Below are 21,609 nucleotides of genomic sequence, written 5' to 3'. Positions count from 1 at the left end.
TTTACCTAACCTTCTAGCTATTATTATTCCTTTGCAAATAATTGTAATAGCTACTCAGCAATACTGTTAATTAAAGGATAAAAATCATCCATGTAAGATAAGAGGTTGGGAGTTGATTGAGTTACCTGAATTTATACGAAAAACCTTCAAAATCTACGGTGTTTACATTTAGTGAAGCATTTGTTGATCACCAACATAATTTACATTTTATCTACATTAGCTCACTTAGAATTTATAAAACATAATAATACTGATAAGAATGAGCATGATTTTCATACATATTTTAGTCGCTTTGACACTGACTTACAGCACGTTAACTCTTGCTGACAATGCAATTTTAGGCGCGCCTGAATGGTCGACACCAGCACGAGGCGTGGCAATCGAAAACCCAAACTTCGACCCAAATCTAAAGCAAACAGTAGCGGGCAGTTCCCTGCAATATTCACAAGTAGAAATTGACAATAAATTCAGTGCTCCAGATTGGTTTCCTGAAAAACATGACCCAATGCCTAACGTTGTACAGTTTGGTAAAAAACCTAAAGTTTGGGCATGTGCTTCTTGCCACTTAGCTTCAGGCCAGGGCCACCCAGAGTCATCCACTTTGGCAGGATTATCTGAAACTTATATGGTCCAACAGCTTAAGGCATTTGCTTCTGGTCAGCGCGTGGATTATTCAGGTCACATGAACCGTATGGCTACCCTACTTACAGAAGAAGAAATGCAAGAAGTGTCCAAATGGTTTGCGAGTCTCACACCAACATCCTTCATTACCGTAAAAGAAGTGGCTAAGGTTCCAAAAACGTATGTGGATGAAACCAGAATGCGTCAAATCGATTTGGTTAATAAGGCGGAAGAACCTATTAGAAATAGAATTATTGAAGTTCCGCAAGATAAAGGCGAAATTCACAAACGTGCACCTTATGGAGAGTTCATAATTTACGTACCTATCGGCAGTATTAAGCGCGGTGAAGCGTTAGTGAAAACAGGTAATGGCAAAACTATACCTTGTGCAAGTTGCCATGGTGCTGATTTATCAGGCTCTACTATTGGACCTGCAATCGCTGGCAATTTTGGTATTTACACCGTTCGTCAACTGCATGGTTTTAAAGGTGGTACTAGAGCTTCAAGCCAATCGGTCATGATGGCACCGGTAGTCGCTTCACTAAGCGATGAAGACATTGTCGATATTGCCGCTTATTTAAGTTCTGTATCTCTTTAATTTTCGACATTGAAATCATGTAGAGCAGCCTCTCCCTTCCAAGTAAAATACTTAAAATGCATGTTTGAGTGAGTAACTTATGAAGGTGGCAATAATAGCTACCTTCTTCACTGCCGTTAAAACATTGAACTTCTTATCAGACAGTCTCTTTATCGCTCCAAATTGAAAATAAAGAGAATTGCTTTTTGTTACTTGTAACGGTCTTAAATGCATCTTTACCCAAGCTATGTATCAGGTAGTGAGCATATTTGAGGATATGAGCTAATTGATCATACTATCGTGTTATTCGCTTTGAATGGGTGAAACCTCATAGAATGAAAACTGCTATTCATTTACGGCAATTATGACCATCAATATTGCTTTTCATATGTCACATCAACGGGATTTCAAGAACTTCTATCTTGCTACTATCCACTGAATACCCACATAGACCTTTTGTTGATATTGATATTCATATTTATAGTCGAATAGCGTGTTATCTAAAGCGCTCTAATTCTGCATTAATTTACATTGGTAACCTTGTTCACGAATTAAAGGTTAATACTAGAAGTAGACATTAAGATGCGCTGAAACCATGGTATTTGCTTTAAACGCACCGTAGTTACTCTGTTCATCGCCATAAAAGCCATTATAACCTAGGGAGTATTCCAAGGTATCTGATGGCTTGTAGCTAAGCTTGATTTCTAGCAGACTAGAGTCGTCGCTGAATTTATACACGCCACCAACATCTCCAGCCCATATACCTTGCCCCCACTCATAATGGTAATTCTGGCTGATCTGAGCGGTAACTTTTCCGTTGGTCGGTTCGGTCAGAAAGAAATCAATTTCAGTACTGATTTCTTTAAGATAACCAATCCAGCCCCCTAATAGGCTCCATTGCTCACCAGATTCAGTTATTTTACGGTCATTCACAACCTGTAGGTTATGATCGTAACGAGCCTGAAATTGTGCCACACCATCCCAATAATTCACGTTGTATTGAAAAAAGGCACTGGGGGTTCTGTTACGTTGAAGGCTTATTCCTTGAGCGTTTTCAACAATAGCAGGGTCATCTTGATAGACATAAGCTCCACCCATAAAAAGATCAAACCCAGCTCGATTGATTTGATAACCAAACCCTAATTCAATGGGGTTATCTAGGTGTTCATTTTCAAACGCCTTTCTTAACGCTGGTGGTGAGCTATCCCACATTGAACCTTGTTGGGCAAGCCGCTTAATACTGGGCTCGGCCGTGACAATGAAATCAAAGACATCATCACCAGAAAATTCACGCCAGCGTATTGCGGACGTGGCAAGATAGTTAATAGCGAGCCCCGAAGCCAGAGGATCAGAACTGTCAGTTGGGTTAAAATAGTTGCCTTGAGACAACGCACTCCCAGAGCCCCAAATCATCATTTGCTTGCCAATCGTGATCGTCCTACTTTGCTGCATTATCGAACCATAGAGTTCGCGCATTTGAACATCCCACTCTTTCGCCTTCTCTCTTGCGCCCACCGATGGGTCCCAATCTATAGAGAACGCACTTTCAATCGCGAACTTCTGACTTTCAGGACGGTAATAAGGTTCAACCCACAGTCGTTGCCTCAAGCTGCCCCACTCACTGGAACGTGAAAGGTACTGCATGGATGATTGGGCGTATCCAGTCAAACCTATGCTTGAAGCGCTTGACTCAACAGGCACGTCATTAAAGCTAGCGAAAGGGTCTTCCGCATACACAAACGAACTCATTGCCGATAAAAGTAAAATCTTATTCACTATAACCTGCTTTGAGAAAAATCAGCTTCACTCAGTCCAACATTCACTTGAATATTATTGAATTGAATCAGGGTTTCACTGTTACTGACGGCACTCTTGGTCACCATTTTTTGTGCCATCCAATAGTCACCAAACTGTTTGTGCCCTCCATACCAGGTGGTTTTCAGAAGTTGACCCTGCTTGGAATAGCGCTCCATCTTGTGAACCAAATGAATGTCTTCTCTTACCCAGGTTATACGCTTTTTATAAGACGAACTGTTCGCGTCATATGGCACACTTTCTACGACATAGCACTGTACTTCGCCACACGCTTCCTTTCTTAAGAGGCTATGCTCATCATCTTGGACAGAACGACTTTGAAGATCTTCATTAATCAAATCACTTCTCATAAAGGTCCCTTTATTCGCTGAACCTGAGATTCTTCGCGTTAAATTGGCATTTTGCAGATATAGCCACATGTCATCGACCAATTTAGGATCGTCGTAGGACCACGTTAAGTAACGCGTTCCCTGAACTTCAGCAGGCAACGAAAACTCCATAAAAGATTTTCGTCCCTCTTCAGTTCGAATGGACTCACTCTTAAGTACGCGTTTTAACATTTGGTCGTCTCGCTTGATCAACATGACCATATCTTGCGTGACATCACGGCTTGACTCTGCGGTATCCAACCAAGTCATCACTTCCTCTCCGCTTGGCGCAGCAACGGCCAGAGGCGCAAACATGGTAAGCAGTAAAGTAATCAATTTTAAGTGCATGTTTTTTTCCTTTATCTATTCGCTTGGACAGTGTTTAACGTTTGTGTCGCTTTCAAAGGCTTGAAGATAAGCAGCAGAGCCGGAAGTAAAATGAGATCAGCCAGCAGTGCCCATGAGAAGGCCATCCCCGACATGTAACCAAATATCACGCTTTCATTGAGTACCGATAGAGTAAGAACAGAAAATCCTGTGCTGAGTATTGTCGTGGTAAAGACCAATGGACGTCCGGATTTGATGACAGCGTAACGAATGGCATCCTCGTAGTTACCTTCTTGATTAAACGCCACTTTGAATCGGCTAAGAAAATGAATCGTGTCATCAACCGCAACTCCAAGAATTAATGGAGAAAAGATAATTAATGACAGGCTAAGTGGTATATCTAACCACCCCATGAGCCCCACAGACACCAGAATGGGCAATACGTTAGGTAATAAAGAAAGCACACCTAATGACCACGATTTAAGCACCACCACCAAAACAAGAGAAATAGCGATGAATGCCCAAACGAAACTATGAAGTTGACCCTTAGAAAGGTAATCAGAGGTTTCTTTAATATGCACGATAGGGCCTGTTACCGAGGCATCAATGTGGCTATCGAACGTGTTTTCAACGTGCAATTCTACCTGTTTAATAATGTCGTAACTTTGCTCTGTGGACACCGCTCGCGTGCGCACCGCAATACGAATTTGTTTGGAATCGAAGCTGACAAATTGATCCAATAACTCTCCCCCGTCCATTTCATAGAGGAAAAGGAAATCAGACAAAGTGCCTTGTTCAGTAGGAAGCGCCGGTCCTTGCTCGGGTAGCAAAACTTGATTCAACTCTTTCACTATGTCGACGATGGAACGTGCAGTAACTACATGTTGGTTCTTTTTCAGTTCCGCGACTAGCTGCTCAACGCGGTTTAATGTATCTACCGTCAAAATAGACGTGTTGTTATTGCTACTCAAGACGATATCTAGTGTCATCGCCCCACCCATGTTCTGATCAAAGAAGTCCGCCTTTTGGCGCAATTCTGTTCTGGTCGACAAGTTTTCTATCGGACTGGTGTCTAAACTCACGAAAAAGATGCCTGCAGACATCGCCAATGACGAAGCTAAAAAGCCAACAGCCCATGCTTTTGGAGACTTAATCACACTTTCAGCCAGTTTATCTAAGCTCACATCAATCCAGTCTGTTTTATGACGATTCATGGCTGAGATAGGTTTGGTACCAAACGAGAGCAGTGATGGCACTAAGCAATAACTGAAGATTAACGCGACGAACACACCAATGGCGCAATACACCCCAAGTTGACCAATAGGGATGATCTCGGTGCCCTGAAACGATAAAAAGCCAATCGCGGTCGTGAGTGTCGTCAGGAAACAAGGCAAGGCAACTTTCGCACTACCAGATACGAGCGCTTCATTTTTCGACTTTCCAGAAGCCAGCTCGTCTTGGTAAGCACAACCGATATGAATACAATCGGCCATCCCGATGCACATAATAAGGCTGGGTACGATGGTGACAAAAAAGGTCAATTTCCAGCCGATAAAGCTAATCAGACCAAATACGGCCACATTCGCCAAAGCCATGACTAAAATAGGCACCCAAGTCAATCTTACTGATCGAGTAAAATAGGCAATGACCAACATTTGAAGCACCAAGGCTATTAACCATAATATCCCTGTTTCATCATTACTGATCTGCTCCATTTCGGCGTCAAATATTGGGTCACCAACGGGCACAATACCAAGATTTTTGTAGTGGTCTTTTTCTAGCAGATCATTCACTGCTGGCGCGATCTTCTTACGTGGATCCACTTCGCCTTCTGGATAGGCATATAGCTCAACAAGCACCCCTAAGTACCGAGCATCATCTGAAACAAACAACCCTTGATAGAGTTCATCTTTTGACAGCTGAATGATTTTTCCTAACAGTTGTTCCTTAGATTCTGTACCTGACAAGTACGCATCGATAACGATCGCCCCTTCCCCCACTGAGCGCATTTTCTCAAGGTTATTAATACCTGTAGCAGCTCGAACATAAGGGACTGAGGTTTCTAGATCACGTGTCAGTTGATTGAGTTGCGAAATCGTTTTCTCAGGGTCTTCCTGAGAGATAGGCATAGCAAAAACTAAGGTGTCTTCATTTCCGAAGGTCGCTTTGAAGCGTTCCATGTCAGAAATGAGTGATGAGCTGACCGGTAGAAAGCTCTCGTTGCTATTGTCAAACTCTAGTGTCTCTAACCGGGTAAAGAGACCGACAACAAGTAACACGGTCGCCAAAATAACCCAATAGCGAAAACGGATAATAAAACGAACCCACTTTTGGAAGTGGAGATTAAGTTTGGATTGATTCAATGGATCATCCAATTTCCATTGCGAACTCATAGATGTGCGCCCTCGCCTATTTTTGCCGATAGTAAGTTTGTTGTGCTGATATTCATTGTTTATTGATAATCAACTTTCTATCAAAATCATCACCTAAATTGATAATGATTACTATTCATAGCGGGGAGAGGGTTTGTCACTCAAGGTAGTATTTTAGCTAAGTTTCGAATGAAACAAGCGAGGGTTTATCGTTCATTTTACTAAGTTTATTTTGAGGTCTAAGCTCAAGAATTTATTCAGGGCTAGAGTTAAGAAACACATTCACCTCACAGTTAATGCGATAAAAATAGCCCTAAGTTATAACTTAATTCACCAATCTATTGGTTATTAATTTAGGGAAGAACCTACGTGAATCGATTTTCGTCGGTAATGTTTCGGGCTGCACATATACTGTTCTTTGAATTTTTTCGAAAAGTGGCCGACATGTTTAAACCCAACACTATTCGCCACTTCCTGAACTGAAAGCTCCCCAACCGCTAGGAGCTCTCCAGCCTTAGCCATGCGTTTATTAGACAAAAATCCATAAACTGTTTCGCCAAAGACCATCTTAAAGTTTTTCTTAAGTTTGTTATCGTTAATACCAACTTGGCGAGACAACTCGATTAATGACGGAGGAAATTCCATACGCTCTTCCATAATTCGAGCCGCTAGCTGAATGCAATCCATATCTCGCGGCGTCATTCCACAACATATATTTACCTCTCGGTGCATGTTGTGATAGATAAGGGCAAGCAGTTCCAGCACTTTACCTTGCAAATAAAGAATATTAGCGGTTTTTCCTAATTTAGAACGAAAGATTTCTTCTACGTTTTTTACAATGTCAGAAGTCACTTGAACAGACTCAAATCGATTAATTTCAAAATGTGCACCCGAACCATCTTCAAATAACGACTCCATCATTGCCTTGGGAACACAGAAGTTTATAAACTTCACTCGAGATGTATCGTAACGAAACTCCAATTCCCCTTCGTGACAAACAAAAAACAGCGCCTTATCTTTATCTATGATTATCGATTCTTTCTCACCTGATACTAATACCTCAACCTCTCCTTCAATTGCGAGGCATGCTCCAAAGTAGTCCTGCGCAACCTCTTTAAAGCTAGTAGGGCTATTAAAAGTAACATCGCTGTAGGTGATATTTAGGCCAGGAGCTAATTCAACAATGTAACCGTGACCTAAACATACACTTTCATCGAGCTCGACTTTTGTTGTTGCGTAATCCGCGAGTCGATTTTCGCCGCCCCCTTCAAATCCTTCACACATTTTAAAAGCAGACTGAACGTTACTTTTTACATAGCCCATGATTACATCTCTTAGCTTTTATTCTCTATTGAGTAGCCCTTTAAAATACAATAAATGATAATTATTATCAATTAGATTGAAGTTTACACAGACCTACATAAATCAAAAAAAACAGAACATTAAGCTTTCCATCCTTGTGATTCCAACTGGTCATTCCACAATGTTTGATATGCATCTGATGATTTTATCAACTGATCATGGTTTCCAACCGTTCCTATCTCGCCATTCTCCAAGACAACAATCTGATCGGCATGGATCACATTCAATAAATTATGCGCAACCAGTATAACTGTTTTGTCTTTGACCAAAGAGGAAATAGCGCGTTGTATAAGCGCCTCATTCTCTACGTCCAACGCCGCAGTCGCTTCATCAAGCAGCACAATAGGTGCATCTTTTAACAGTGCTCTTGCAATGGAGATTCGTTGTTTTTCACCTCCGGAGAGTCTCATTCCTCCCTCTCCGACAACCGTTTGTAACCCATCAGAAAAACGATGAATGAACTCCCAGCATTGCGCTTGACGACAAACCTGCTCTAATTTTGTTGGTGAAACTTCCTGCCCCATCACCACGTTGTTATAGATAGTATCGTCGAATAGGTAGACCTCTTGAAAAACCATACTAATATGTTCAGAAATCTCGGTTTGACTCATGCTTTTTACGTTCTTTCCTCCAATCGTGATCGCGCCTTCCTCCGTGTCCCAAAAACGAGCGATCAAACTCATCATTGTTGATTTTCCGGATCCCGACGGTCCCACTATCGCTGTTACCGAGCGCTCAGGAAAAGTAATGTTCATACGATTGAAAAGCAGTGTATCTTTATAACGAAAATGTACATTACTGAAACTCACTTCATGCCCTACATTTTCCGGTACTGTCTTAGTCTCTTCGATCAGTTCGTCTTGTTCCAATACCCCTTCAATACGAGACATCGACACCTTAAAGTACTGAAACTGAGTCAGTAAAATCGCGAGTTGAGTAAGTGGACGATAGAATTGCATTGAGACAAGTAAGAACAACAAAAAAACAGTAATAGAGAGCGTTTCTGTCCATATGGAATAAAGCCCAAACATGATCAAACTGGCAAAGCCTGCCTCAGAAAAAATAATGAACGTGGCTGGGGCCAAACTGGCTCTCATTTCGTATTTTAAGTGAGCATCTCGCGCACTTTTCATTTTTTCATCAAGTTCTAGAAACTCTCCATCAGCTTGTCCGTACGCTCTAAGTACTCGTATTCCCATAATGTACTCGAATATTGCACTGCTCAATTTATCTGCGGTTCGAAACAGTTTGCCTTTGCCCTCTTGACTTAAACGAGACAAGAACACAAACATGGCTATTGCGACAGGAAAACCAATAAGCATGCTCAACGCCAAACGCCAATCAAACATGAATAGACCCATCATTAACAAAACAAGCACACAGGCAATACCAAGCACATAGCTAATAACGTGTGATAATGTATGCTCTGTAAATTCAACGTCTTTTAATAAGGTATTATTAAGGGTTCCTAAATCCATAGAGAGTAATGAACCTAAAGGAATGCGGGTGAGTTTTTTCATCATATCTTTCCGCATTTCATAACCCGAACGGCTACTAAATTCACTGTGTGTAGTGAAAGTCAATTTCACTGCAATCAATCGAACAAACAAGCAACCCACAATGAGAAAACTGTAAAAAATAAGGTGATTTTTAGATGGCGTTGGATCCAACATTTCGGCAAGAATAAAGAACACACAAAAATTTGGCACAATCATAGTGACCGCATCTGCTATCGCGACGGCTATATTTTTCCCAATCGTTGCCATCGAGCAACCAGATAAACGCATTATTTGATTAAGCACAATCCATCTCCTCATTCTTTGCTTTATTAGTCATTGACCACTTTTGCGCATTTTGACTCTTATGCCACATTGAGCCATACAAGCCATCAAGTTCGATCAATTGACCATGTGTCCCTTGCTCAATAAGCTTCCCATCATCCATAACGAGTATCTGATCCGCCCTCTGAATCGTGACAAGACGGTGAGCAATGATGATCACTGTTTTCCCTACAATCAGTTTGTTCAAGGCGTTTTGAATAAGCTTTTGATTGGTGGCGTCGGAATTAGAGGTCGGCTCATCCAAAATGATGATTGGCGCATCTTTCAATATCGCACGAGCAATCGATAACCTTTGCTTTTGACCACCACTGAGTCGTGTATCTTGGCCAATCACAGTGTCATACCCATTTGGAAGCTGGCAGATAAAATCATGAGCATTCGCCGCTTTTGCCGCCGCAACAATGGCCTCCATTGAATAATGTTTACCCATGGAAAGGTTACTAGATACAGACTGAGTAAATACAAAGGAGTCTTGGTAAACCATAGCCATGGTATCCATACGCTTCGCTTCAGACATCTTTGATAATAGAAGTCCGCCAATCAAAATATCGCCACCAGTCAAAGGCCAGAAACCCGCTAGCAGAGAAGCCAAGGTGGTTTTCCCCGCCCCAGAAGGACCAACGATGGCAGTAAGACTCCCTGAAGGTAACGTGAAACTCACATTACTGATCGCCTTTCGTTGCTGCTCTTCATAACAAAAGTCGACACTGTTAAATTCTATGTCATGGTGACGTATTTCGGGTTGACTCGCGATGCCCTCCAATTCAGGCAAATTTACTATTTTGATTAAACGCGCCACACCTTCAAACACTTGCCCAAGATACGTACTCAATAACGTGAGATTAAACAGCGGCTCTAACATACCTACACCGAGCAGAATGCACAGCAAAAAGCTTGAAACACTCAGCGAACCCTGAAACCAAAAATACAAGCCGGAAGGCACAAGAAATACAAGTCCAGAACTCAGAACGATTTTGAATAAAGCGAAAGGCCAACCCGCGCTTTTGGTCCATGATTCGATGTATTTCTTATGGTTCTGTATGTCATTATCTAGCTGATTGTAAGAACGATCTCCAATACCAAATAAACGAACAACGGGCATGGCTCTAATAAACTCTGTCACAGAACTGTTTAGTTTTTCGACGGACTCATGATATTGCTCAGCCTTCGATTTATAGTCTTTAAACAACACAGCCTGACATATGATAGCGAGGGGAATGGGTACTAATGCTATTAGCGCCATTCTGGTGTCAATCACCATTAACAAAATGAACGTCGCCAACGGAATAATAAAAGAAGACACCAAATCAGGGAGTTGATGTGCAATGAATACCTCGATACGGTCAATATCTTCCGTCAGATTCTTTTTCAACTCTCCGCTATTTTTTTGACTAAAAAAACCGAGTCTTGTTTTTGAAAGACGACTTATTGCCGAGCGCCTAATATTATATTGAATCTGAAAAGCACAGTGGTGAGACAAGTACACTGACATCAATAAAGATAAGTAACGTGCAACCATGATAGAAAGCGCAATAATCGATAACGACCAAAGCTGGTCCCATCCTATGCCCGCTATCAATTTATCAACAATTAAATAGACAACATAATAAGGTCCGAGGGCAAGGACAGCTGCGGTCAACGAAAATAGAATCGCCAACCAAAGCATCCATTGTTGAGCTTTACATTGGTTGAATAACCATTTTAGGGGATGCGAATCGGCTTGCTGCATAATAATTCCTTTTTAACACGAGAAAGGCAGCACATGACATGCTGCCTGAAATCAAGTAAGCGTATGCACACTCATTAATTTACTTGGTTAGAATTTTGCTTCTAAATCCACTCCAAACCTTAACGGCTCTCCATAGGTACTGTAGTTACTGCTACCCCATTTCACAGAGTAAGTTTGATAGCGCTCATCGGTTAAATTCGCCCCCCACAGTCGGATTGAATAATCATCTCGATATGAAAAATCAAGGTTGGCATTCACGACCAAGTAAGGTTTCTGGAACTTCTCACCTCGTCCATCTTGAGCCACTTCTCCGAAGTACCCCATACTCATAGAAGGTGTAAAACTCCAATCATCGTTAATATCAGCAAAATATGTCGTTTCAAAATGGACATTATGTTCAGGGGCATACGGCACTCGATTGCCTTCGGCCATACTTGCGCCAGTGTAACCATCCACTTGGGTAATCTTAGCGTCATTAAAGCCAAATCTTAGTGCCGCTTGCCAAGCATCCGTTAACAAGGCTGAAATAGAGCCTTCAATACCTTGAGAACGCACTTCTTGTATGCTTGCGATGCGTGTATTGCCACCAGCATCAGGGTACGCGTATTGGAAGTTTTCCACTCGGGCATCAAATAGGTTTATATTGGTCATTACTGTGCGATCAAGCCAATAACTTTTATAACCCACTTCGACGACTTTGCTTGTTTCCGGAGCGTATGTTTTTCCGTAACCCAAACGCTCTCCAGCAGCAGTGGTTTCTTCAGCCATCCAACTACCACCACCACTTAAAAGCCCTTCCCCGTAGCTTGCATAGATCGTGTGATCCCGTCCAAAATCTTTTGATAACGCAACTTTTGGCATGAACTCTGAGTAATCCGTTTTGTAATCATCTTGAGTTTGAGCTGGATTTAGAAACATATTGTAGAAAGAGGAATCTATCTCATAATTCTCTTTTGTATAACGAGCACCTAAGTTTAATGACCATGTAGGTGTAAAACGCCAAATCGCATCAACGTAAGCAGTATAAGTATCTCGTTCAAAATCACCGGCCGTTTTTGTCAACGCCATATTAGACTCTTTCATTGCCGCTTGATTGTTGTTGTCTTCTGTTACTTTGTAATATGCAGCGCCAACAATCCAATCGATAGGCAGTTCATTAGGTGTCGAGGCAAGTCTCACCTCTTGAAAGTAATCTTTTTCTCTTATCCAAGTGTCAACCAAGGTTGAAGCGGCATCAGCTGTAACGGCTAAATCAGCGTCAAAGCGACCGAACGTATCAATCTTTCGATACCCAGATACAGAGCTTAGTGTCCACTCAGGGGTAAGATTCCAGTCTACGTTTAACGCCATCCCTTTTGATGTTTGGTCAAATACACCTTCTACATCAAACGCTGTCTTAAGATCATCCCCGCGGTTTGGTTTTGAAGACTCAGGCACATATGGGTAAGCGCCACCGTCAATTTCACCGTAGTCCATATACAAGGTTGCGGACCAATCTTCGCTTGGAGTCCAATATAAACTTATCGCGATATTATTTTGTTTTTTGTCATCCACCGACTTCCCTAAATGAGTGTTTTTGACAAAGCCATCGCGTTCTAGATGATTCACTGCGATTTTCGCACTAAGTTGATCTTCAATGAGTGCACTCGATGCCAAAACCTGAGCGCTCTTTTCATTATAATTAGCAACGCTAAGCTTTACTCGGGCAGTGGATTCATTATCTGGTTTTTTAGTCGTAATAACGATAATACCGTCTCGGGCATTACTACCATATATGTTTCCTTGAGGTCCTCTTAGGAACTCTATTGACTCCACATCGACCAGTGATAAGTTCAGACCATATAAGCTAGTTTGTGGCACTCCATCAACGTAAATAGGTACATTGGCTTGCTCTAAATTTCTTGGTAATCCGCGTACTTGAACATAATTGTAGTCCCCGGCGATATCAGACATCGACATGTTAGGAATCGACTTTATAGCATCAGCAACCGTCCGATATCGCTGCGTCTCCATATCTTCCGACGTCAGAAAATCCATACTCTGTGGAATATCTTTAATATCTTTATCTACTCTGGCTGCCTGCACAATCATCGTCTCATCAACATTTTCGATTGCAATAGCAGGTAAAGTACCAAAGAGCCCAGCAATTGCGGCTACTACTACTGTGAAGTTATTCATTAGATAAATCTCTATCGCTTAGTTCATAAAAATTAGCGAAATATTAAATGAATATTATTCTCATTAAAATACAACAAACATCACTGGACGGAACAATTCAATCACTACAAGAATTACAAATTGATAAACGTACTCTTAGAAAGTATGTATTTTGATTTAATACTATAGGGGGAGCTATTGGGCATCAGGCACACATTGTGCTTTAAGGTGCTAAAGATGTGGTAAATTGGTGTCTCATATAGAAACGTTACAGCAATTGACCTGAATTTTGACTGGTATAGTGACAGCATTTATCCTGTTGTACATGGTCATTAGGCTCACTACGAGATTCATTAACTATCGAAGTCAGTTAGCCTAGCAGTAAGTCGGATCAACAGGAAATAATGGCATTGTCTAGCAACAAACTTTAGGATAATAAGCCCAATACCATCTCTTAAGTTTCCCCCACCAAGTGGAGTTTATACCCAATTAACTCGATGATGCCGTCTTGAACGCCTGAAAATTATCATAGATTTAAGACATCAATGAACCTGCACTCTCTGAAGTAATCACAATAAAGAATATCGCCATCACTGGCACCCATGAATGCTGCTGCGGTCGATATTGCAGCTTATTTGAGTTCTATATATTTATAATCATTGTGTATCCTTATAATCGTTGAGCTAATGCTGAGAATTGCCCATAGCAACAAGTGCAGGTGCATAAACAAACACCTGCACTGCTTTAAACATTCTGCCCTAAAGTGAAGCTCTCGAAGATATATGCCTTTACAGCTTCTATTGAAGCCTTACAATGTGCAGCAAATATGTTTATCAAGGTTTATCTCTATGTCTATTCAATGGTTTCCGGGCCACATGCACAAAGCCCGTAAAGAAATCGAAGAAGTTATCCCAAAAATTGATGTCATCATTGAAGTACTAGATGCGCGTATTCCGTTTAGTTCTGAAAACCCGATGATTGCGGATATCAAAGCCGATAAGCCTGTTGTTAAGGTGCTGAATAAGCGCGATCTTGCTGATCCTGAATTAACACAAATGTGGATTGAGCACTTTGAGAAAGAGCAAGGCGTTAAAGCGATTGCGATTACCACCAGCAACAAAGACGAAGTCAACCACGTTATGGAGCTAGTTCGTAAGCTAGCACCACACCGTGAACAGATGGGCAAGAACATTCGCACAATGATTATGGGGATCCCTAACGTGGGTAAATCGACCATCATCAACTGTTTGGCTGGACGTACGATTGCGGTAACTGGTAACCAACCTGCGGTAACTCGTCGCCAACAACGTATCAATTTGCAGAACGGCGTAATCCTTTCCGATACTCCAGGAATCCTTTGGCCTAAAGTGGAAAACCCGCACAGTGGCTTCCGTTTAGCTGCAACAGGCGCGGTTAAAGACACGGCAATGGAGTACGATGAAGTAGCATTTTACACAGTCGAGTATTTAGCAAAACAATACCCTCACCTACTTCAAGAACGCTACCAAATTGAAGATCTGCCAGAATCTGACATTGAATTAATGGAAGCTATTGGCCGTAAACGTGGCGCACTTCGTGCTGGTGGTCATATAGATATTCACAAATGTTCTGAAATTCTACTTCATGAGCTTCGCAACGGTACTTTAGGCAAAGTCACGCTTGAACTGCCAGAGATGATTACTCATGAATTGGTTGAAGTTGAAAAAGCTGCTGCGCTAAAAGCTGAACAACAAATCAAGAAGAAAGAAGAACGTCGTAAGCGTTACTTAAAGAACAAACGATAAGTTAATTTTTTAAGTTCTTTCCGGATTCAAATAATAAAGCCCCGCAAACTTATTCAGTTTCGCGGGGCTTTTTATCATTGTGTACTGTGATTTAATGAGTTGCTGTTTAGTGAATTACCATTCCGTAAGTTGGTATTAGCTCAGCAACTTAATTTATTCTGAAAACTCAACCTGCTTGGTTTTAACCGCTAAGTCACTCGGTGAAGCCCATGAATACACTTTCTCATTTACTTGGCTTCCACAAGGTGCATTCCAAACTTGTTCTAACTCTTCTTTTCCGCCAATAGATTGGTAAAAATCAACCGCTTGCGTATTCGCAGACATCACTTCTAAATACAAACCTGAATCATTAAAGTAATGTTGTAGCCAATCTGTTAATTCAGCTAAAAGGCGTTTCCCAGCCCCTCTGCCACGGAAGTTACTATCAACATGCAACGCATCAATAAACGTTCCACGCTCAAAGCTGTGATTTCCAAATGCGCATACAAAGCCAATCAGTAAACCTCCCTCTTCTAACAACAGTACATGTTGATTAAAAGGTGGGTTTATTAAACGTGTTTGCCAAATGACTGATCGATCATCCAATACATCATTATCTAGGTATTCATCAGCCAAAATACCGCGGTAATACTTTTTCCAACTGTCTGCGTGTAACTGTGCAATTCGCTCGTAATCTTTATATTCAGCTACTCTAATTTCCATTTATTAGCCCTTACTACTTCCATTTATTGCTTCATTCTACATTTAATACTAACTATACAGGTATTTGAAGCAAAACATACTAATCACAGTTTACAATTTCAATATTGACTTACACGTGTACGCTGATATTCTAGCGAACAGTTGTAAGCTCAATGGAATTTAGTATGAAACCTACTCAAACACAACCAACGGAAAGGCCGCCGCTAATTTGGCTTAACATTTTTATTTTCTCTTTCAGCATGTTGCTTGCTGTGGTTGCTGCGCCTATCTACGGCTACTTTAATGGCTACGGCATGGAGCACTGGATATGGCTCGCGATATGCTTTAGCTTCTGTAACCTTTCCATCACCACGGGTTACCACCGTTTGTGGTCTCATAAAGCATTTGAAGCACATTCAAGCTTACGATTCCTATTTGCCTTAGGAGGCGCATTTGCTCTGCAGAACAGTGCATTGCATTGGTCTTCTGATCACCGAGTTCATCACAAGCATGTTGATAACAATGATAAAGACCCTTATTCAGCAAAGCGTGGGTTTTGGTATTCACACATTGGTTGGATGTTACGTAACTACAAGACAGCAGCAACAGATGATTACGCTAACTGCCGTGACTTGAAGAAAGACAAAGTTCTAATGTGGCAGCATAAATATTATGTACCGCTCGCACTAATCATGAACTTTGGTGTTCCTATTGGTTTAGGCATTATTCATGGCGACGTGATTGGCATGCTTCTCATCGTTGGCGCTGTACGTTTAGTACTAAACCACCATACAACTTTCTTTATCAACTCTTTAGCTCATATCTGGGGTAGCCAACCTTTTACGGATAAAAATACAGCTAGAGATAACGGGATTCTTGCATTCTTAACTTTTGGTGAGGGCTACCATAATTTTCACCATATCTTCGAGAACGATTACCGAAATGGTATTTATTGGTGGCAATATGATCCAACAAAATGGGTCATCAAACTATCTTCATGGTTTGGGCTTGCGACAAAATTGCGAGTGACTCCTCAAGCTAGAATCGAGAAAGCTGAAGCATCCATGTTGCTCAAAGTGACTCAAGAAAAAATCATGCACCGAGCAGACAAACAACAAATTTCAGAAAAACTTCAGTTAGAGTTTGATGCTCTAGTATCCAATATGAATGAGTATTACGCCGTTAAAAAACAGCTTTTAGAAAGTAAGCGTGAAGATGTCGTGAAAAAATATGAACACTCATTACTTAAAGTTCGTTACCAACAAATAAAAATGAACTTCGAACAGCAAAAGAAAAATTGGGTAATGACTGTGGAGCAATACGCGTAGATTTGGATTTATCTAAATAATTATTACTTTGATTCAAAGCCTCTTATTAAGAGGCTTTTTTATTAACAGCTATAATATTATGAATATATTAATTTAATTATTTACATCACTAATAACACAGCTTACATTCACTTACGTAGCTAATCGAACTTTGTTGATAATATCTTCTCAAACTTAATGACCAATTAAATATTATCAAAATGAGTTTACTATGAAATATATAACCACCGTCACTTTAGCTTGTTCCGTTATTTTAGGTTGCAACTCTGACAACTCAAAAACTCCTACCACTCCTACCACTCCTACCACTCCTACCACTCCTACCACTCCTAACGTAGGGGATACTGAACTTGCTAATCAAGTCGATGAAAGAATGATTCTTGATATCAAAAAGTCTATGGATTATCTGGAAAAAAGCCAAATATGGAAAGGCTTTGACTATAAGTCAGAGCCTCATTATATGGTCAGAGTAGATTCACAAGGTAACCCTGAAACAGCCTTTATTATTAATCCAAAATCTAAAATTGATAGTGCTCAGAAGTTAGGTTTAAACGAAAGCTTAGGTTTGAACATCTATAAATATGAGGCACAAATGCATACGGCAAACGATAAAATAGGAACTGTCGGATATTATTTTGATTATATAATCAATGGTGACAAATATTACGCTCAAAATTATAGCATTCAAGATACTATGGTAACTAATTCTCAACTAAGTTTTAGTAAACTTGCCGTACATGAAGTATTTCATTCTTATCAAGTAAATAAATTCAAGAGTTTACCATGGTGCGCTCAATACCTAGATTCTGAATATAACTCAAAATACCCTTTCAAAGAAAATATATTGGTTAGACAAGTTGCTCAATTAGATCTTTTTAAAGGTTTACCAACAAAATTATCCAAAGCCGAAGCAACTGAATTACTAAAACGTTATGTCGCTTTAAAATATGATGAAATGCGTGTTGATGATACTCCTGAAAAAATGGCTAAAAACATGGGGCTATGCCAAGAAAGGGGGGAAGGAACAGCACAGTATGTAGAGACCATGATTGGTAAATATGCCCATAAAAATAATGATGATAATTTTGTTTCTGGTATTGATCCACACGTTGATAACTTCGATGCTAAAACTGCAAAGATGTTCTTCCGATGGGGGATCTTTTATTCCACCGGAGGGGCTGCAACATGGCTGCTTGATGAATTAGGTTACGATATCACTCAACTTGAACAAACAACTCCCTACCATGCAGCTAAAACACTTATTAAAATGAGCGATGAAGATGCTGAAGATAAAATGTTAGAAATCGAAAGCTCACAAGAGATGTTAAAGGCTAGGCAATCAGCGAAGCGAATAGCAGCTATGTAACACAGTAAATGCACTTTTTATGAGTGCATTTTTTACCACTCAATATGCATAAGGTTACACTTGATATTTTGTGGTAATTCGCATGATGTCACCAAATCACAAAATTTAATGCAATCGATTAATCCTACATTGCATTATCGTGACTGAAGTCACTTTATCTGGTGTATCCTATACCGTAAGATGCGCGAACTTCTGTTCTTCATCATCTTATTGAGTGTAACACTATGAAAATATTAAAAAGTACTCTTGCTCTAGCTATCTCTGCAACTATGTTAATGGGTTGTAATGACGAGACAACAACGAACAACTATCTACCAGAAGTGCCTGAGGTCCCAGCACCGGCTCCTGTTGATAGTGAAGGTCGTATTGCTGCATTTAACCTTTCATTTGACCGCTATACTTATGAAGATCTAGTGGCTGAAATGAAACTAACAACAGTAGAGCAAACCGCTCTTGTTGATGGCTGGAAAGCAGGTACTTTGTCTGAAGAAGATACCGCAACTGCTCTTAAAGTAATTCAAATTCGTAACGTTGCAGCTATCATTCAAACTGAAAGACCTGCTGTTATCATGATGTCTGAGTTCAACAATGACGGCACAGGCACAAATAACGATGCGCTAATTGCTTTTCGTTTGAACTACCTTGCTGTTCCTCAAAACTCAAACAGCATCGACCAAGATGGTACCGTGCTTGAGCCAATTGCATTTCAATATTTTGCAAACTTCGCAACTAATACAGGTTTAGTTAGCCCACACGATCTTGACAATGATGGTACTCCTGGTCAACTACCAGGCGATGCGTGGGGCTTTGGTAACTACCACGGTCAATACGCATTTGCACTGATGTCTCAGTATGAAATTGATAAAGATAACATGCGTACTTTCCAAGAATTCAAATGGAAAGATCTTGAAGGGGCGGTAATTCCAACCATTACTAACTGTGATGATTCTTGGAACCCAATTCCTGATGGCATGAGCTGTGGTGACGAGTGGTACACAGCGGCTGAATGGGCTGATATGCGCCTTTCTTCTAAGAACCACGTAGATGCACCGATCCTGATACCTCAATCAGATGGCAGTACTGAAACTATTCACTTATTGATGTCTCACCCTACTCCACCAATTTTTGATACAGGTAAAAACAAAGCTCAAAATGCTGATGAAGTTAACTTCTGGATCCAATACATCGAAGGCACTTCAAGTACTGTATTTACTGATGACCAAGGCACAACTGGTGCACTAGCAGCTGACGCTAAATTCGTTGTTATGGGTGACCTGAACGCTGACCCACTTAAAGGCGATGGCGACCTGACTGCGATCAACGCACTGATGGATCACGATAAAGTAAACCGTTTAGCAACGTTTGGTCCTTTAGCTCCAGCAAGCCTTGGGGCACCTGAGTGCCTAGCACTAGGCGAATGTAAATCAGCTAACTGGGATACTCCAAACCCAGATCAAGTAACAAGCACAAGTGGCTTGCGTCTTGACCATGTTATTCCTTCTGCGAACCTAACTCTTACTGAAACTGGTGTTTACTGGCCAGCTACATTTGAATCTGGTCGTCTTCTTATGAATGATGAGCGTGTAGGTAACTACGGTAATGGTAAAGATATTTCTTCAGACCACCGCATGGTTTGGATCAAAGCAGATATCGCTAACTAATTTAGCTGCTACTAAATAACTAGATAACTAGATAACTAGATAACTAGATAAATTATCAATCAAAGCCCAGCAACGTGTTGGGCTTTTTGTTGCACTAATAAAAGTACCATTCCCCTCTCACAAGTTAGCCCATAATCAACTCTGTTTAACTTCTCAACTTTCGACCTAATACAACTTAAATATTGTGATATGACTCGTAATACGCTTAACTAAAGTGACATAGTAAGCACGCTACTCTAACGAGTTCAATCAATGCTCAAACAATGATTGTTGTAATTTCATGTTCACTTTTACATGCATACAAGCTCTTTCTATACCAACGAATAATAATGCAAGGTGTTCTGGTATGAATAGACGTAAGTTCATGTTTGACAACAACACTGATACCCTTTTCGACTTACATAATCGTAGAAGAGTATTGAAGTTCATCGTGCTAGTCGTGCTTCTCACATTTTTGCCATTGATCATCAAAAACTTTTTTATTGGTGAAACATTCCTTGCTTTCGTTCTATCTTCTTTTTTAGCTAGCTTACTTATTGAAGTTTATGGCGTTCTATATCTCCATAAAAGGATCTTTGGTTATTCAGTCCCGTTAGCTCTTATTTCATTTTCCATTATTTTAAGTGTGGATATATTTGGTACTCTGGCAACCTACTGGGTATTCCCAATTATCACAGCAGTTGTATTTATTATCCCTCAGCGCTTCGCCGTTATGATTAATGGTATTATTATTTTGGGTACTACGGTAGCAGCTATGCAGCATCAAATTCCCGCTATTACCCTCCGCTTTTTTCTAGCTCTACTTTGCTGTGCTTTCATTTCACACTTCGCAATACAATCTATTCGAAAGTTACAACATGAACTTCGTAACCTTTCTACCAAGGACTCTCTAACCGGTGCATTAAACCGATATCAGCTCGAGACATTTTTACAAAACGCAGCAGATGAAAAAATGCAAAATCAACAATCAACAATCAACGCTTCTATCGCGATTCTAGATATAGATTATTTTAAGCAAGTGAATGATTTGTATGGTCATGATGTAGGTGATCAAATAATCAAAGAGGTCGTTAATACCATCCAGGTAAATACTCGAAAAACTGACATCTTATTCCGTCTTGGTGGGGATGAGTTTTTGCTCTTATTGGTTGAAACTTCAAAGGATGAAGCAAATGATATCGTAAAACACTTCTCTAGCCTGATTTCTGCAGGTCGCAGATCTGCTCCATTTCAAATAAACCTTAGTATTGGTATTGCAGAACTCGTTGCAAACGAAGAAATTGACACTTGGATGAAGCGAGCCGATATAGCGCTCTATGTGGCAAAAAATAATGGACGTAACCAAGTACAAATTGACGAGCCCTCTCGTCCATCCATTCAAGCTACTTCATTATGAGCTAAGGTTAGTGTTAAAAACCAAGCTCAATTTCAGGAGCCGAGATCCATTAATGGTATTAACCCCTACATACAGGTCTCAAACTGACACATCCTCATAAATCCCATTTTCACGTTTATCACACCTATAAACTGCATAAAAGAGATCCGTTCGATATTCTTAAAATACAACTAATACTCGAATTAGCATCTATATAACACTGAGAAAACACGATTTATCAGTAG

General features: G+C 40.5%; 14 protein-coding genes. 6 read left to right on the top strand and 8 right to left on the bottom strand.

The window, feature by feature from the left end:
- Positions 1-265: 265 nt before the first annotated feature.
- Positions 266-1,219 carry a c-type cytochrome gene (locus OCU78_RS16895; protein WP_137375235.1) on the top strand — a complete coding sequence of 318 codons (954 nt, stop codon included), beginning with the start codon at positions 266-268 and terminating at the stop codon, positions 1,217-1,219.
- Positions 1,220-1,762: 543 nt separating this feature from the next.
- Here the strand turns inward: OCU78_RS16895 and OCU78_RS16890 are convergent.
- The 7 genes from OCU78_RS16890 to OCU78_RS16860 form a co-directional block, all read right to left on the bottom strand.
- Complete coding sequence (locus OCU78_RS16890) at positions 1,763-2,974, bottom strand: hypothetical protein (RefSeq protein WP_137375236.1); 1,212 nt, start codon at positions 2,972-2,974, stop codon at positions 1,763-1,765.
- Positions 2,974-3,729 (bottom strand): outer membrane lipoprotein-sorting protein, encoded by a 756-nt coding sequence (locus OCU78_RS16885; protein ID WP_137375237.1) that lies wholly within the window; start codon positions 3,727-3,729, stop codon positions 2,974-2,976. Before OCU78_RS16885 ends, OCU78_RS16890 begins: the two co-directional genes overlap by 1 nt.
- A gap of 11 nt (positions 3,730-3,740) precedes the next feature.
- Positions 3,741-6,101, bottom strand: coding sequence for an efflux RND transporter permease subunit (locus OCU78_RS16880; RefSeq protein ID WP_137375238.1), 2,361 nt, complete (start codon positions 6,099-6,101; stop codon positions 3,741-3,743).
- A 327-nt stretch (positions 6,102-6,428) separates the two neighbouring features.
- Positions 6,429-7,403: a helix-turn-helix domain-containing protein gene (locus OCU78_RS16875; protein ID WP_137375239.1), complete on the bottom strand. Its 975-nt coding sequence runs from the start codon at positions 7,401-7,403 to the stop codon at positions 6,429-6,431.
- Between the two features lie 119 nt (positions 7,404-7,522).
- Complete coding sequence (locus OCU78_RS16870) at positions 7,523-9,244, bottom strand: ABC transporter ATP-binding protein (protein WP_167494074.1); 1,722 nt, start codon at positions 9,242-9,244, stop codon at positions 7,523-7,525.
- Positions 9,237-11,012, bottom strand: a complete 1,776-nt coding sequence (locus OCU78_RS16865; RefSeq protein ID WP_137375241.1) for an ABC transporter ATP-binding protein — start codon at positions 11,010-11,012, stop codon at positions 9,237-9,239. Before OCU78_RS16865 ends, OCU78_RS16870 begins: the two co-directional genes overlap by 8 nt.
- Before the next feature lie 87 nt (positions 11,013-11,099).
- Positions 11,100-13,190, bottom strand: coding sequence for a TonB-dependent receptor (locus tag OCU78_RS16860; protein WP_137375242.1), 2,091 nt, complete (start codon positions 13,188-13,190; stop codon positions 11,100-11,102).
- Between the two features lie 827 nt (positions 13,191-14,017).
- On the opposite strand from OCU78_RS16860, the gene ylqF reads away from it, so the two are divergent.
- Entirely contained in the window at positions 14,018-14,953 is a 936-nt protein-coding gene (ylqF, locus tag OCU78_RS16855) for a ribosome biogenesis GTPase YlqF (protein WP_137375243.1), read from the top strand.
- Positions 14,954-15,106: 153 nt separating this feature from the next.
- Here ylqF and OCU78_RS16850 read toward each other — a convergent pair whose 3' ends face one another.
- The gene (locus OCU78_RS16850) at positions 15,107-15,655 is read right to left on the bottom strand and encodes a GNAT family N-acetyltransferase (protein WP_137375244.1); all 549 of its coding nucleotides are present in this window, start codon (positions 15,653-15,655) and stop codon (positions 15,107-15,109) included.
- Between the two features lie 164 nt (positions 15,656-15,819).
- Between OCU78_RS16850 and OCU78_RS16845 the strand changes: the two genes are divergently transcribed.
- The 4 genes from OCU78_RS16845 to OCU78_RS16830 all read left to right on the top strand — a co-directional run bounded on the left by OCU78_RS16845 (position 15,820) and on the right by OCU78_RS16830 (position 21,385).
- Positions 15,820-16,962 carry an acyl-CoA desaturase gene (locus OCU78_RS16845; protein WP_137375245.1) on the top strand — a complete coding sequence of 381 codons (1,143 nt, stop codon included), beginning with the start codon at positions 15,820-15,822 and terminating at the stop codon, positions 16,960-16,962.
- A gap of 211 nt (positions 16,963-17,173) precedes the next feature.
- Positions 17,174-18,328, top strand: a complete 1,155-nt coding sequence (locus tag OCU78_RS16840) for a hypothetical protein (protein WP_137375246.1) — start codon at positions 17,174-17,176, stop codon at positions 18,326-18,328.
- A 224-nt stretch (positions 18,329-18,552) separates the two neighbouring features.
- Positions 18,553-19,989 carry an endonuclease/exonuclease/phosphatase family protein gene (locus OCU78_RS16835; protein ID WP_137375247.1) on the top strand — a complete coding sequence of 479 codons (1,437 nt, stop codon included), beginning with the start codon at positions 18,553-18,555 and terminating at the stop codon, positions 19,987-19,989.
- A 346-nt stretch (positions 19,990-20,335) separates the two neighbouring features.
- Positions 20,336-21,385, top strand: a complete 1,050-nt coding sequence (locus tag OCU78_RS16830) for a GGDEF domain-containing protein (RefSeq protein WP_137375248.1) — start codon at positions 20,336-20,338, stop codon at positions 21,383-21,385.
- The last annotated feature ends 224 nt before the right edge of the window (positions 21,386-21,609 follow it).

It is taken from the genome of Vibrio gallaecicus (genome assembly GCF_024347495.1).
Taxonomy (GTDB): Bacteria; Pseudomonadota; Gammaproteobacteria; order Enterobacterales; family Vibrionaceae; genus Vibrio; species Vibrio gallaecicus.
Note: the sequence above shows the minus strand (reverse complement) of the source record. Positions and strands in the feature narration are given on the sequence as shown.